The organism is Rhodococcus sp. JS3073 (assembly GCF_026810085.1).
Taxonomy (GTDB): domain Bacteria; phylum Actinomycetota; class Actinomycetes; order Mycobacteriales; family Mycobacteriaceae; genus Rhodococcus_F; species Rhodococcus_F wratislaviensis.
On sequence record NZ_CP113951.1, the window covers coordinates 4,126,639 to 4,140,635 of the forward strand.

General features: G+C 69.2%; 14 protein-coding genes. 6 read left to right on the plus strand and 8 right to left on the minus strand.

Features of this window, described 5'->3' with window-relative positions; translation table 11 throughout:
• Nucleotides 1-13: 13 nt before the first annotated feature.
• The 4 genes from lysX to OYT95_RS18765 are packed head-to-tail and all read left to right on the plus strand — an operon-like array spanning nt 14 to nt 5,473.
• Nucleotides 14-3,358 carry a bifunctional lysylphosphatidylglycerol synthetase/lysine--tRNA ligase LysX gene (lysX, locus tag OYT95_RS18750; RefSeq protein ID WP_268792184.1) on the plus strand — a complete coding sequence of 1,115 codons (3,345 nt, stop codon included), beginning with the start codon at nt 14-16 and terminating at the stop codon, nt 3,356-3,358.
• Nucleotides 3,355-4,035 (plus strand): DUF998 domain-containing protein, encoded by a 681-nt coding sequence (locus OYT95_RS18755; RefSeq protein ID WP_112301369.1) that lies wholly within the window; start codon nt 3,355-3,357, stop codon nt 4,033-4,035. The genes lysX and OYT95_RS18755 overlap by 4 nt, the downstream gene beginning before the upstream one ends.
• 14 nt (nt 4,036-4,049) lie before the next feature.
• Nucleotides 4,050-4,868 (plus strand): alpha/beta fold hydrolase, encoded by an 819-nt coding sequence (locus tag OYT95_RS18760; protein ID WP_112301368.1) that lies wholly within the window; start codon nt 4,050-4,052, stop codon nt 4,866-4,868.
• A gap of 5 nt (nt 4,869-4,873) precedes the next feature.
• The gene (locus OYT95_RS18765; RefSeq protein ID WP_112301367.1) at nt 4,874-5,473 is read left to right on the plus strand and encodes a histidine phosphatase family protein; all 600 of its coding nucleotides are present in this window, start codon (nt 4,874-4,876) and stop codon (nt 5,471-5,473) included.
• On the opposite strand, the gene OYT95_RS18770 is transcribed toward OYT95_RS18765, so the two are convergent.
• Together OYT95_RS18770 and OYT95_RS18775 are read right to left on the minus strand one after the other, a co-directional pair.
• Nucleotides 5,451-6,275, minus strand: a complete 825-nt coding sequence (locus tag OYT95_RS18770) for an NAD(P)-dependent oxidoreductase (RefSeq protein WP_112301366.1) — start codon at nt 6,273-6,275, stop codon at nt 5,451-5,453. The genes OYT95_RS18765 and OYT95_RS18770 overlap by 23 nt on opposite strands.
• Entirely contained in the window at nt 6,272-7,168 is an 897-nt protein-coding gene (locus OYT95_RS18775; RefSeq protein ID WP_268792185.1) for an NAD(P)-dependent oxidoreductase, read from the minus strand. Before OYT95_RS18775 ends, OYT95_RS18770 begins: the two co-directional genes overlap by 4 nt.
• A 140-nt stretch (nt 7,169-7,308) precedes the next feature.
• Here OYT95_RS18775 and OYT95_RS18780 point away from each other — a divergent pair, with 140 nt between their 5' ends.
• The gene (locus OYT95_RS18780) at nt 7,309-7,686 is read left to right on the plus strand and encodes a winged helix-turn-helix transcriptional regulator (protein ID WP_037240382.1); all 378 of its coding nucleotides are present in this window, start codon (nt 7,309-7,311) and stop codon (nt 7,684-7,686) included.
• Here OYT95_RS18780 and OYT95_RS18785 read toward each other — a convergent pair.
• From OYT95_RS18785 to OYT95_RS18805, 5 genes are all read right to left on the minus strand, one after another.
• Nucleotides 7,683-8,903 (minus strand): Hsp70 family protein, encoded by a 1,221-nt coding sequence (locus tag OYT95_RS18785; protein ID WP_112301364.1) that lies wholly within the window; start codon nt 8,901-8,903, stop codon nt 7,683-7,685. The genes OYT95_RS18780 and OYT95_RS18785 overlap by 4 nt on opposite strands.
• Before the next feature lie 71 nt (nt 8,904-8,974).
• A complete protein-coding gene (locus OYT95_RS18790; protein WP_268792186.1) occupies nt 8,975-10,459 on the minus strand; it encodes an Hsp70 family protein in 1,485 nt (494 codons plus the stop codon).
• A 188-nt stretch (nt 10,460-10,647) separates the two neighbouring features.
• Entirely contained in the window at nt 10,648-11,343 is a 696-nt protein-coding gene (locus OYT95_RS18795) for a dienelactone hydrolase family protein (protein WP_037240384.1), read from the minus strand.
• An 11-nt stretch (nt 11,344-11,354) separates the two neighbouring features.
• Entirely contained in the window at nt 11,355-11,648 is a 294-nt protein-coding gene (locus OYT95_RS18800) for a putative quinol monooxygenase (protein ID WP_005249047.1), read from the minus strand.
• A gap of 61 nt (nt 11,649-11,709) precedes the next feature.
• On the minus strand, nt 11,710-12,207 hold the full coding sequence (locus OYT95_RS18805) for a hypothetical protein (RefSeq protein WP_328286551.1): 498 nt from the start codon (nt 12,205-12,207) through the stop codon (nt 11,710-11,712).
• A gap of 31 nt (nt 12,208-12,238) precedes the next feature.
• Between OYT95_RS18805 and OYT95_RS18810 the strand changes: the two genes are divergently transcribed.
• On the plus strand, nt 12,239-13,147 hold the full coding sequence (locus OYT95_RS18810; protein ID WP_268792188.1) for an SDR family NAD(P)-dependent oxidoreductase: 909 nt from the start codon (nt 12,239-12,241) through the stop codon (nt 13,145-13,147).
• 9 nt (nt 13,148-13,156) lie between these two features.
• On the opposite strand, the gene OYT95_RS18815 is transcribed toward OYT95_RS18810, so the two are convergent.
• Complete coding sequence (locus OYT95_RS18815) at nt 13,157-13,996, minus strand: SDR family oxidoreductase (protein WP_268792189.1); 840 nt, start codon at nt 13,994-13,996, stop codon at nt 13,157-13,159.
• Nucleotide 13,997 lies beyond the last annotated feature (1 nt).

Genomic DNA, 13,997 nt, shown 5'->3' on the forward strand with positions numbered 1-13,997 from the left:
AAGGAAACGCTCGATGTCAGCTAGCACCGAGACACACCACGCGTCCGAGGCGGCCGCCCCCACCGCACCACGGCCCCGCCCCGCCCTCGGCTCGAAGAACGGGCGCCTGCACCAGGTTCCTCACATCGCGGGACTGATCCTGGGCGTCTTCTCGGTGCTCGTGTTCCTGTGGAGCATCTCGCCGGTGCTGCGCTACTACGTGCACGTGCCGCGGGAATACGTCGACACCTACTACTTCGACGCCCCCGACACCAGCCTGTCGTGGGCTCTGGTGGTCGCGCTGCTCGCGGCGGCGCTGGCGAGCCGCAAACGGATCGCCTGGTGGCTGCTGACGATCTACCTGATTCTGTTCCTGATCTCCAACGTCGTCGTGAGCATCACGGACCGGAACGTGAATGCAATGGTCGCCGCCGTGGTGCAGGTGGTGCTGATCGGCATCCTCATCGCGGCCCGCCCGGAGTTCTACACCCGGGTCCGGCGCGGCGCCGGCTGGAAAGCCCTCGGTGTACTGATCGCCGGACTCGCCATCGGCACCCTCCTCGGGTGGGGACTCGTCGAACTGTTCCCCGGCACCCTGCCGCAGGGAGAACGCTTCCTGTGGGCGCTGAACCGCGTGACCGCGCTCGCCGCCGCCGACAACGAACAATTCACCGGGCGGCCACACGGATTCGTCAACACCCTCCTCGGCCTGTTCGGCGCGATCGCTCTGCTGGCCGCCGTCATCACCCTGTTCCGCGCCCAGCGGTCCCACAACGCCCTCACCGGCAACGACGAATCGGCGTTGCGCGGACTCCTGCTGCAGTACGGCGCGGACGACTCCCTCGGCTACTTCGCCACCCGCCGCGACAAGGCCGTCGTGTTCGCACCCAGCGGGAAGGCGGCCATCACGTACCGCGTCGAACTCGGCGTGTGCCTGGCCAGCGGCGACCCGATCGGCGACCCGGAGGCGTGGCCCCACGCGATCGAGGCGTGGCAGGCACTCGCGTCCCAATACGGTTGGGCCACCGCCGTGATGGGCGCCAGCGAAACCGGCGCCACCGCGTACAACAAGGCCGGTCTCACCGTGCTCCAACTCGGCGACGAAGCCATCCTCCGCACCCGCGAGTTCAACCTCAGCGGACGCGACATGCGGCAGGTCCGGCAAGCCGTCACCCGTGTCCGGCGCCAAGGAGTCACCGTCCGGATCCGCAGGCACCGGGACGTCCCCGCGGAGGAGATGGCCGAAACGATCCGGCTCGCGGACGCGTGGCGCGACACCGAGACCGAGCGCGGATTCTCCATGGCCCTCGGCCGACTCGGTGACCGCCTGGACGGCGACTGCCTGCTGGTGGAGGCGATCGCCGAGGACGGTGAGATCGACGGCATCCTGTCGCTGGTGCCGTGGGGGCCCACCGGTGTTTCCCTCGACCTGATGCGCCGCAAGCCGACCTCCCCCAACGGGGTGGTGGAACTGATGGTGTCCGAACTGGCCACCACCTCCGATCAATTCGGCATCACCAAGGTGTCGCTGAACTTCGCGGTGTTCCGCTCGGTCTTCGAGGAAGGCTCCCGCATCGGGGCAGGACCCATCCTGCGGATCTGGCGCTCGATCCTCGTCTTCTTCTCCCGCTGGTGGCAGCTCGAGGCGCTCTACCGGTCCAACGTGAAGTACCAGCCGGAATGGGTTCCGCGGTACCTCTGCTTCGAGGACAACCGGGAACTGCTGCGCGTCGGATTCGCGTCGGCCGTCGCGGAAGGATTCGTGACCCTGCCCCGGTTCGGCCGCTCCGGAACCCGGGACGCCCTCGAGCACACCGGCACCCACGCCGCGGTCCCCGCCGCCCTCGTCGCCGCCGAAGGGCTGCACTCCGACGGCAGCGCACCCGGCGAAGGCCTCGCACCGGCGGCGACCGGACCGAAACGTCCCGAGCAGGTCCGCGTCCGGCTCGACAAACTGGCCGGCCTCGCCGAACAGGGCATCGACCCCTACCCCGTCGCCTATCCGCCGACACACACGGTGACGGAGGCCGTGGAGTCGCCGGAGGGAACGACGGTCCGCATCGCAGGCCGGCTGCTCCGGATCCGCGACTACGGCGGGGTCGTGTTCGCGGTGGTCCGGGACTGGTCCGGCGACATCCAGATCCTCGTCGACGAGGCCCGGGTTGGCACCGACCGCATCCGGGCATTCGCCGCCGAGTTCGACCTCGGTGACCTCGTCGAGGTCGCCGGCGTCATCGGATACAGCCGCCGCGGAGCGCTGTCGCTGCTCGCGAACGAGTGGCGCATGACCGGCAAGTGCCTGCACCCCCTGCCGGACAAGTGGAAGGGCCTGTCCGACCCGGAGACCCGCGTCCGGCAGCGATACGTCGACCTCGCCATCAACTCCGACGCCCGCCGACTGCTCGAGGCCCGCAGCGCCGTCGTGAAATCGCTGCGGGATTCGCTCGGCGGCCGCGGCTTCCTCGAGGTGGAGACCCCGATCCTGCAGCAGGTGCACGGCGGCGCCAACGCGGCACCGTTCCTGACCCACATCAACGCCTACAACCTGGACCTGTACCTGCGGATCGCGCCGGAGCTGTACCTCAAGCGGTTGTGCGTCGCCGGCATGGAGAAGGTGTTCGAGATCGGCCGCGTGTTCCGCAACGAGGGCGTCGATTTCAAACACAACCCGGAGTTCACGATCCTCGAGGCGTACGAGGCGCACAGCGACTACGAGAAGATGATGGTGCTGTGCCGGGAGCTCATCCAGACCGCGGCGATCGCGGCATACGGGCGCGAGATCATCATGCGCCCCGGCCCCGACGGCACACTCGTGGAGGTCGACATCTCCGGCGAATGGCCCGTCAAGACGATGCACCAGGCGGTCGCCGAGAAACTCGGCGTCGACGTCTCACCCGAGACGCCGCTCGCGGAACTGCAACGGCTGTGCGACGAGCACGAGATCCCGTACCAGTCCACCTGGGACGCGGGCGCCGTGGCGCAGGAGATGTACGAGCACCTGGTGGAGGACTACACCGAGTTCCCCACCTTCTACACCAACTTCCCGACGTCGATGTCACCGCTCACCCGGCCGCACCCCACGATTCCGGGCGTCGCCGCGAAATGGGACCTCGTCGCGTGGGGTGTCGAACTCGGCACCGCGTACAGCGAACTCACCGACCCGGTCGATCAGCGGAACCGTCTCACCGAGCAGTCGATGCTCGCGGCCGGCGGCGACGAGGAGGCGATGGAACTCGACGAGGACTTCCTGCAGGCCCTCGAACACGCCATGCCCCCGACCGGTGGGCTCGGGATGGGCGTCGACCGGGTGGTCATGCTCATCACCGGCGGCAGCATCCGTGAAACACTCGCGTTCCCCCTGGCCAAGCCGAGGCAATGACCTCCCGTGGCCGGGTGGCCGTCGCGGCGCTGCTGATCCTCGGCGCCGTCGGCTACGCGTCGTGGCTGCTCGAATTCGTGCTGGACACGGGCATCGACCCGCTGCGGGGGTTCGCGAGCGAACTCGCCGCGGCGGACCAGCCGTACGGATTCTGGTTCCGGACCGGCGACCTGCTGACCGGATGCGTCGTCGCCGTGGCCGGGGTGCTGGGACTGTCGCGGTACTCGCAGGGCTGGGTGACGGCGGTCGGGTGGCTCGCGCTGATCGTGTTCGCGCTCGCGACCATCGCGGATTCGCGTCTGCCGATGAGCTGCGCGGCCACCAACGACCCCGTCTGCGCTGCGCGTGAGGCCGCCGGACACCTGCCGCTCACCCATGATCTGCACGCCGTGACCAGCGCATCCGCCTCGACGGGAGGTGTGGTGTCGAGTCTCGCGTTCCTGTTGGCCGCGTTCCGCTACCGCTGGCCGACCTGGTTGAAAATTACCGGCGCGGCCGTCGCGACGGTGTTCGTCGGGGGCACGGTCTGGACGCTGACGGCCGCGGGAGTGCGCGACGAACAGGACGCCTGGCTCGGACTCGGCCAGCGCGTCCAGCTGCTCGCGTTCTGCGGATGGCTGATCTTCGTGGCGCTCAGCGTGATTCACATCACCCCGGAAACGGATGGTTCCACGTGAAACGTCCTGGGGAAATGGTCGCGGGAGTGCACGTGGTGGTCGACGGTGAGGGCCCACCCGTCGTCCTCTACGGCGGTCTGGGCGGCAACTGGTTCGACTGGGACGAGGTGGCCGAGCTGCTGTCCGGGAGCTGCCTCGTGGTGCGGATCGATCGTCCCGGGTACGGGTTCAGTCCCCCCTCCGCCGAGAGGCCGTCCGCTCGCGGCGAGGCCGAGAGAATCGCCGACGTCCTCGACGCGCTTTCCGTGGCCACTCCGGCAGTGCTCGTCGGCCACTCGCTCGGCGGCATCTACGTCGAGGCCTTCGCCCGGCTGTACCCCGACCGAACCGGCGGTGTGATCCTGTTGGACGCCACCGTCACGGCTCATCCGCACCGTGTGATCCCGACCCGGTGGCGCGTCACGATGGGCAGACGGGTGGCCCGAACGGCCAGCAGAGTGGGGCTGCAACGCCTCCTCGGCCCCACGGTCCGCCGGATCCTGAACCACTCGACACCGCCCGACGGGGTCGCGCCGGACACTCGTCGTTGGGTCGAACGGATCTACCGCGAGCCCGCGTACCTCGAATCCTCGATCGTCGAGAACGCGTCGTACCCGGCTCTGGCCGAAGAGCTGGCCGAACTGCGCGAGACCACGACGATGCCGGCACCCGTCGTCGTGGCCGCCGCCCACACCGGACGTCCGACGCCCTGGGGATCGGCGTGGATCCGCATGCAGAGACAGTTCGCCGAGTTCCTGGGCGCCGCGTTCCGTGTCGTACGTCCCGCGCACCACCACGCCATGATCGATCAGCCCGGCCAGATCGCGGCACTGGTACGGGAGCTGGCAAGCTGATCGACGTGCAACTGCTACTGATCCGCCACGCGCTGCCCGAGCTCGTCACCGCGTCCGACGGGCGCGCGGACCCCGCACTGACCGAGGAAGGTCACGCCCAGGCCAAGCGGCTGCCTGCCGCGCTGGCCCCGTACCGCATTGCCCGGATCGTGAGCAGCCCGCAGCGGCGCGCACTCGAGACGGCTGCGCCGGTCGCCGAGGCCCTCAACCTGCCCGTCGCCGAGTACGTCGGCCTCGCGGAATACGACTACGACCTCGACCACTACATCCCGTTCCACGAGGCGGAGGCGCGGGCGCCCGAGGCGTTCGCCCGGATTCGGGCCGGCGAGTTCCCGAAGTCCGTCGACGCCGACGCGTTCCGCGCGCGGGTGTTCGAGTCCCTCGGCCGCATCGTCGACGAGTCCGGCCACGAGGACACCGTCGCCGTGTTCGCCCACGGCGGTGTCATCAACGTGTTCCTGCAGCAACTGCTGGGGCTCGACCGACCCCTCGTGTTCCCGATCGAGTACGTGTCCGTGACCCGGGTGCTCGTCTCCCGCAGCGGTGAGCGGCGAGTGGCGTCGGTCAACGAGACCGGTCACGTCAGGGACATGCTGCGTCGATAGAACCCGCGAGAACGGCGCGCACGGCGGTCGGCAGAGCGGTCGGCACGCCCGCTTCGGCGCCCGCCCGTGCGATCGTGTCGATCGCCGCCGCGGTGAATTCCGCGCTCTGCACCGGCTCGTACCGCGCGGGAGTGTCGATGCCGACCGCGAACTCCGCGAAGCTTCCGGTCATCGCCCGCAGGAACGGCGCCGCCATCGCGGCAAGTTCCCCGGCGGTGCCGCCGGCGCCGCGGACCATCGCGGCGCCCTGCTCGAACCCGGCGAACATGGCGTACATTGCGCCGAGCAGCGCGAGGTCGTACATCGCGGCGGCGCCGGCATCGTCACCGACGAACACCGCGCGACCGAACAGTTCCAGCACCGGCCGGTTCCTGTCGAACGCCTCCGCCGCGCCGCTGTAGAGCACGAACGTGTCGCCGCCGCCGATCATGTCGGGCACCGCCATGATGCCGCCGTCGACGTACTCCACTCGCGCCACGCCTGACCACCGGGCCATCGCCCGCGCCTGCTCGGGTGTGGTCGTCGTCAGGTTCACGAGCGTTCTTCCACGCAGGTCGCCGGCGACCGGCTCGATCAGCTCGTGCACCGTCTCGTCGTCGAGCACGCAGACGAGCACCAGCGGCGACGCCCGTACTGCCGCGGACACGGACTCGGCCGGGTGCGCACCGGAGTTCGTCAACGTGTCCGCTTTCTCGGGCGTGCGGTTCCACACGGTGACCGTCCGCCCAGCCCGCAGCAGCGCGGCCGCGAGAGCCCGTCCCATGGCGCCGAGCCCGAGAACCGTGACGTCGGTGCCGGTCATGCGACGCCCCGGGCGGGCTGCGCCGGCGCGACGATCGCCTCGTACACACTGCCCGAACCGTGCCCGCCGAAGCCGAGGTCGAGGGCGCGCCGGTACAGGTCCCGGACCGCCACCGGGAGTCGCGAATCGATCTGCGCGTCCTCGCTGGTGGTCGCGATGTGATCGATTCCGGCGGCCATCATGGCCAGGCTCGCCCCGACGTCGGGGTACTCGCGACGGTCGATCTCCTCGGCAGCACCGTCCAGGAAGAACGGCATCTGCGCGAGCAGGTCGGAGGCGTAGGGCAGGAACGTCTCGGCCTGCACCCCGGCAGATTTCATCAGCGCCGCCGCATGACTCGTGCCGACCAGCGTGGTCATGAACAGATCGAGCAGAGCCTGGTACCAGAGCAGGGCCAGACCCGGATCGGCGCCGACGTACTCCGGCCGCGCGAGGAGCGCGAGCGTGTCGGACCACCGGTCGAGGACTTCGCGCGGCCCGCTGTAGAAGGCGTAGGCGGTGTCGTCGCCGACCAGCGTGGCCGGAACCATGATGCCGCCGGTGAGGAATTCGGCGCCGTGCCGGACCGCCCACGCGGCCGCACGCTCGGCCTCGCGGGGAGTGCCGGAGCTGAGGTTGACGAGGACCTTGCCAGCGAGACGGTCGGCGGCGGGTTCGAGCAGGTCGTACATCGCCCGGTAGTGGGTGAGGCTGACGATCACCAGTTCGGCGGCGTCGAGCGCGTCCTTTGCGGTGATCGCGCGGCGGGCGCCTGCCGCGACGGCGGCGTCGGCGCGCGACGCGGTGCGGTTGAACACCGTGACCGGCACGGCGTGATCGAGGAGTGTTCCGGCCATGGCCCGGCCCATCGGCCCGAGCCCGACGACGGTGACGGAAGGCAGTTGTGCAGGCATGATTCGCTTTCGGACGTCCGTGCCCGAGTGACCGGGCAACGCTGCGGAGCAACGCCTTCTCCAGTCTCAGCGTGCGCACTACACTCGACAAGTACCCACTTCAAAGTCAGGTACTTACCAAAAAGTCAGTGAGGAGCGTCATGCGCAGACAGCAACGTCCCTACTCCTGCGGAATCGATGCGGCGATCGACGTCATCGGCGGCAAGTGGAAGGTGCTGATCCTGTGGGCGCTCCACGCCGGCGAGCAGCGGTTCGGCGACCTCAAGCGCCTGGTCCCCGGCATCTCGGAGAAGATGCTGATCCAGCAGTTGCGCGAACTCGAAGCCGACGCCATCGTGCACCGCGAGGTCTACCACCAGGTTCCGCCGAAGGTCGAGTACTCGCTGACCGAACTCGGCGTCTCCCTCAATCGCTCCCTCGAACCGCTCGGCGCGTGGGGCGCCGAGCACATGGACCACATCGTGGCCGTCCGTGAGATCGAGGCGAACGGCGAGAGCCTCGATCCGTCGGGCCGCTAGAGCCCCGGGATCCGGGGCAGCGGAGGGAGCGGCGGCGGCGGCGGGAGGGTCGGCAGCTGAATCTGCGGCAGACCGGGAATGAAGGGGCGCGGGGCGGGAGCAGGCGCGGGAGCGGGTTCCGGCACGCTCGCCTCCTCCTCGGCCGGGCCCGGAACCGACACCGCGGCCGACGGCGGTGGCGTCGACGCCGGTGCCGGCGCGGGCGACGGAGAGACGTCCGCGTTGCTCGGCTGAGTGGCGACCGGACGTGCGTCACCGTCGGAGCTCTGCAGGTGGCTGCCACCGACGCCGAGGCCGAGACCGATCACGGCGACGACGGCCAGTGCACCGCCCGCCAGAACGCCACCGCGGATCACGGGTTTCGCGAACCTCTCGGCGCCGTTGCGGTCCGGAGTGTCCTCCTGCGCCAGCAGCGCAGCGCCCTCCGCGGCGACCAGTTCCGGCTGCGCCGGCACGATCACCGGGAGCGCGAGCCACGATTCCATCAGAGACGCGACCAGCGGAATATGCGCGCCGCCCCCGATCAGAACCACGGCGTCGGCAGCACGCCCGGACGATTCGATCACCTCGCGGGCCAGGCGCGCCGACGCCTCGACGCGGCGCACGATCAGCGAGTCGAGAATGTCCTGCGAGAGCAGGAGCAGACCGCCGTCCCCGGGTACGCAGACCGCGGTGTTGGTGGACAGCTCCTCTTTGGCGCGGCGGCAACGGGCGTCGAGCTCCGACTCCGCGACCTCGTCGGCCGGCGGCGCGATGCGCTTCTCGTCGAGCTGGTGGTCGCGGATCAACCGGTCGACGACGTCGCCGCTGATCTCGTCGGTCCGCGCCGTCCCGAGCACCGCGCCGGTGAGTCGGTCGACCACGGTGACGGTGAGGCCGGAGCTGCCGAGGTCGTAGAACACGAGCGTCGCATGGTCGCCGAGCTGTCCCGACGCCTCGAGCATCCGGAGCGCGGCCGTCACTTCCGGGACCAGCCGGCAGTCGATCGCGGCCTGCACGGCAGCTGCCTGCGCCTCGTCCCGGTACGCGACACCGAAGACCTGCACGTCGTCGACGGGGCGCTCGGCTATCACCGTTTCGATGGCATCGGCAACCACGTGTTCCGGGTGCTCGCGGGCGGCATCCACCGGAAACGTCCGGATGACGGCCCCCTCGTCGTCCGGATACGCCACGCGCACCGCGCTGGCACCCACCGATACACCGAGAACTGAAACCATGGAAAGACTATAACGGTTTGATCACGGAACGCGTGTCGGGGCCTCGCAGCCTCCGGCTTCGTTATATGTGCTCAGAGCCCGGGTATCCGGGGAAACTCCGGCATGGGGAGCGGCGCCGGCGGCGGAATCGTCGGCAGCTGAATCTGCGGCAGACCCGGAATGAGCGGAGCGGGTTCCGATGTGGTCGGCGGAGCCGACGTGTCGGACGGCACGACACTCTGACTCTCGGGGGCGGCCGGTGCCTGAGTCGAACTCTGCGCCTGCCGCTGGTACGTGGTGCGCACCTCGGTCTGCGGCGGGATCACCGGCTGCTCGTCGACCACCGACGGGGCTGCGTCCGCAGGCGGGGCCACCTCCGCGGTCGTCGTGGGCTGCGGCGGTATCACTTGCCGCGCTTCCGGCGCCTGCGTGTTCGACTGCGTGGCGGCCGGCTGCGCTTCCTCTTCCGAACCCTGCAGGAGGTCGGTGCCGACGCCGAGTCCGAGACCCACCGCGGCGACCACGGCCACGACGCTGCCGGCGAGGACGAGGCCACGACGCTTCCAGATCGGCGCCGACTTCGACTCGGGTGCCGGCTCGGATTCCAGTTCCCGCTCGAATTCCGGCTCCGGCTCGAACTCCGCCTCCGGCTCGAACTCCGCCTCCGGCTCGAATTCCGGCTCGAACCGGTGCTCCGGCGCCACCGCCGCGACGAACTCGTCGGACGTCGGACGCGCCAGCAGGGCCGCACCCTCGGCGGCCACCAGTTCGGGCTGTGCGGGAACGATCACCGGAAGGTCGAGCCAGGACTCCATCACGGACGTGACCAACGGAATATGCGCGCCGCCCCCGATCAGAACCGCGGCGTCGGGAAGGCGTCCCGAGCGGCGAATAACCTCGCGGGTCAGGCGCGCCGAAGTCTCCACCGGGCCCACGATGAGCGAATCGAAACTGTCCTGCGACAGGAGGAGAAGGCCGCCCTCGCCCGGCATGCACACCGCGCCGTGCGTGGACAACTGCTCCTTCGCATCGCGGCACCGCGCGGCCAGCGCGAGCGTTGCTGCCGCGTCGGCGGGGTGCGCGAAGCGGTGCAGTTCGAGTTGGTTGTCACAGATCAGCCGGTCGACGAGGTCGCCGCTGATCTGGTCCGACCGCGCACTGCTCAGCACCATGCCGGTGTCTCGGTCGACGACGGTGACGGTGAGACCCGAACTGCCGAGGTCGTAGAACACGAGTGTCGAGTGGTCGCCGAGTTCTCCGGACATCTCGAGCATCTGGAGCGCGGCCGTCACTTCGGGAACCAACTGGAAGTTGCCGATCTTCAGCCGTGCCATCGCGGCCTGCACGGCACCGGCCTGCGCCTCGTCCTGGTACGCGACACCGATGGCCTGCACTTCGTCGGTCTCGTCGCGCTCGGCGAGCACCGTCCCGATGGACTCGGCAGCGAGTTCCTCCGGCCGTTCGAGTGTTGCGGTCACCGACCGCGATTGGAAGATCGGCGCTTCGAGTGTCACGGCGTCGTGGCACGCGAAGCGCACCGCGCTGGCGCCTACCGATACACCGAGAACTGAAGTCATGCCGCCGACTATAACGGTTCGATCACGGGTCTCGCGCATGAAGCAGACCGGACGGCACGTCAGGCACTTTTCGGCCGTACCCCCGTGACGCACATCGGGTTTCCACCCGAATCCGCGACACGCCGTTACGTGTCCTAGTGGTCGACAAACACGGCGTCGGCGTACACCGGGGTGCGGCCGGAGCGCCGTCAGTCGGTTCCGGCGGCAACGTCGACGTGGGTGCCGAACCACTGCAGCGTTCGTGCCCAACCGTCCCGGGCGGCCGCCTCGTTGTACACGGCCGGACGGTCGTCACAGTGGAAGCCGTGTTCGGCCTCGGCGTAGCGGACGATCTCGGTGTCGACCGGGGCGTGGGCGACCGCGGCGCGCAACTCCTCGACTTCCTCGGTCGGGATCCCCTTGTCGCGGTCTCCGAACAGGCCGAGCCACGGCGTTCCGAGCTGCCCGGCGACGTCGAGTTGCGATGGATAACCGAAGCGCCCCTTCGCGACGCCGCCGCCGTAGAAACTCACCGCCGCCCCGAGGTCGAGTCGCGTCGCCGTGTGGAACGCGACCGTCCCGCCCATGCAGAATCCGACGATCGCGGTGTTCCGCCGGTCGATCGAGGCCGCCGACAGGGCCGCGACGGCCCCGTCGACGTCCTCGCCGATGTGCGCGGCGGTGAGCTCACCGATCAACGACATCGCCGACTTCATGTCGTCGTACTCCAGCACCGGATCGCCGCTCCGGTGGAACAGGTGCGGCGCGACCGCGTGGTACCCGGCGGCAGCGAAACGACGGCAGACGTCGACGATGTGCCCGGTGACGCCGAACGCCTCCTGGATGACGACGACACCGCCGCGGACGGGACCTTCGGGGGTGATGCTGGTGAGTGGAGTGGTCACGAACTACGACTCTAGGAAACCGGCTTCAGCGGGTGGATCGCCGGTGCCCCGGCGAGGTGCTCACCGAACGTCCCAAGCGCGGCCTGGAAGTGCGGCGACTTCATGTGCGCGTCGACCGCCTCCTGACCGGTCCACACCTCGACGGTGACGAAGGTTCCCGCGACGGCGGCTGATTCGAACACCTCGTACGAGATGCAGCCCTCTTCCTTGCGGCTCTCCGCGGCCAGCGCGGACAGTCCGTCGCGGACGGTGTCCTCGGAACCGGGCTTGGCAGGAATGGTCGCTACGACATGCAGATCGGACATCGACTCCCTTTCGTGGACGCCACCTCGTGTGGCCCGTCTCACGTAAGCACAGTTGGGTCGGCTAGGAAACCCGAAGTCGCGTCAAATAATCGGCGACCTGCGGTTCGTCCCAGCCGTGCGCTTCACGGAGACCGTCCGCGATGGTCGCGAGATAGGCGGGCGCCGGTGCGTTCCGGGCGACGACGTCACCGCGGGCCCGGGTGGTGAACGTGCACATGGGGACACCGTTGCGGGATCCGAGAGTGACCAGACGGTCGTAGCAGGCGGGTTCCTGCGCGTGGATGTCCTCGAACTGCTCCTGCGTCACCAGGAATGCGCGGGCCGCGACGGAGCCGGGCGCGTCGGGGTCGTAGAACGCGCGGCCGCCGCCCCAGATCCGCGACTCTCCCGCGAAGAACACCGAGCCGGGTATCACCACCGGAATCGACTCGCGCGGGGCGCTCGCGTCTCGGGCGCCCGCGTGCACGAGGTTGCCCCCGGCCGGACAACCACCACGCAGGTAGCAGGTCAGACGCGTCGTCGCCATGTTCGATCCATAGCTGACGTACCAGATCAGCACACAAACGACCGTACTCGGACAAGATGGTCACATGAGTCTTCTCGGCGAAGTCAGGGGCTGGCGCAGCGGTTCTCGGAAGCATCACCGCCTGCGGGACCTCGACGGCACACTCGTCGTCGTCACCGGCGGCGGCAGCGGGATCGGCCGCGAGACCGCGCTGGCGTTCGCGTCCGAAGGCGCCGTCGTGGTGATCGCCGACCGCGACCTCGAATCCGCGCAGCAGACCTCCGATCTCATCAACTCCGCCCAGATGAAGGGCGGCGGTGCGGTGGCCATCTTCGGTGGCGGCTCCCACGCGTATCAGGTGGACGTCGCAGTGGAGGAGGAGGTGCAGCGCTTCGCGGAGAAGGTGCAGGCCGAGCACGGCACCCCCGACATCGTGGTCAACAATGCCGGAATCGGATATTCGGGCACGTTCACGAAGACTCCGCAGAAGGATTTCGAGCGGGTGATGGACGTGAATTTCTGGGGTGTCGTCTACGGCTCTCGCGCCTTCTCCCAGCAGATGATCGACCGCGGAACCGGTGGGCACATCGTCAACCTGTCGTCCGCCGCGGCTTTCACGCCGCAGAAGCAACTCACCGCGTACGCGACGAGCAAGGCCGCGGTGTTCATGCTGTCGGACTGTCTCCGAGCGGAATTGGTGAACCACGGCATCGGCGTCAGCGCCATCTGTCCCGGACTCGTCCACACCAACATCGTCAAGGCCACCGACTTCGCGGGCGCCACACCGGAGGAGCAGGCGAAGAAGCGGGACCGGACCGACAAGCTCTACCGCAGACGCGGTTTCACCCCGGACCGGGTGGCGACGCAGATCGTGAGGGCCGTCAAGCACAACAAGGCCGTCGTCCCCGTCACGCCCGAAGCCAAGTTCGGGCGGGCGCTGAGTCGCCTGGCCCCCGGCAGCATGCGGCTCGGCGCCCGCTTCGACCTCGGCTGATCCGAAGCATCAGGGGGTCGGGGCCTGCACCCGGCCGGTGTAGGCGTCCATGCTGTGGTACACACCGAGCCGGTCGGCCAGACGGTCCCAGGCACGCACGGGCAGGACGGCTTTCGCCACCCGCGACAGATACAGCGACCGCGGCAGCATCAGCAGCGGCCTCCCCTGCTTCATCGCCCGCCAGGACCGGGCCGTGACGTCCTCCGGGCTGAGGATCGGAGCGAACATGGGGTTCTTCACACCGTCGAACATGCCGGTGGAGATGTAGCTCGGGCACACGGTGGTGACCTTGACGTGCCCGTGGCCGGCCTGGACCAGTTCGAGTCGCAGCGAATCGCTCCACCCCAGGGCAGCCCACTTCGACGCGGCATACACGGCCATCCTCGGCGTCGCCACGGTCCCGGCGGCGGACGCGATGTTCACGATGCGGCACTCCCGGCCCCGGTCCTCGATCATGGCGGGCAGGAACTCGTTGGTGACGCACATCGGGGCGAGTGTGTTGACGTCCATCACGAATTTCGTGTCCGACTCGTGGTCGTGGTCCCAGAAGTACTTGCCGCGCACCACACCGGCGTTGTTGACGAGCACGTCGGGGCGGCCGAACGCACCCCGCACCTCGGCGGCCGCCGTGCGGACGGATTCGAGGTCGGCGACGTCGACGACCTGTGCGCTGACGGTGCACCCCGATTCGCGCAGTTCCTGCGCCGTGCGTTCGAGCGTGTCGGCGTCGATGTCCCACAACACCACCGCGCCCGCGTGCTCGGCGGCGGCGAGCCGGGCGAACAGACGTCCCATCCCCATTGCCGCCCCGGTGATCAGGACCGTCTTGCCCGCTGCCGAGAATCCCACG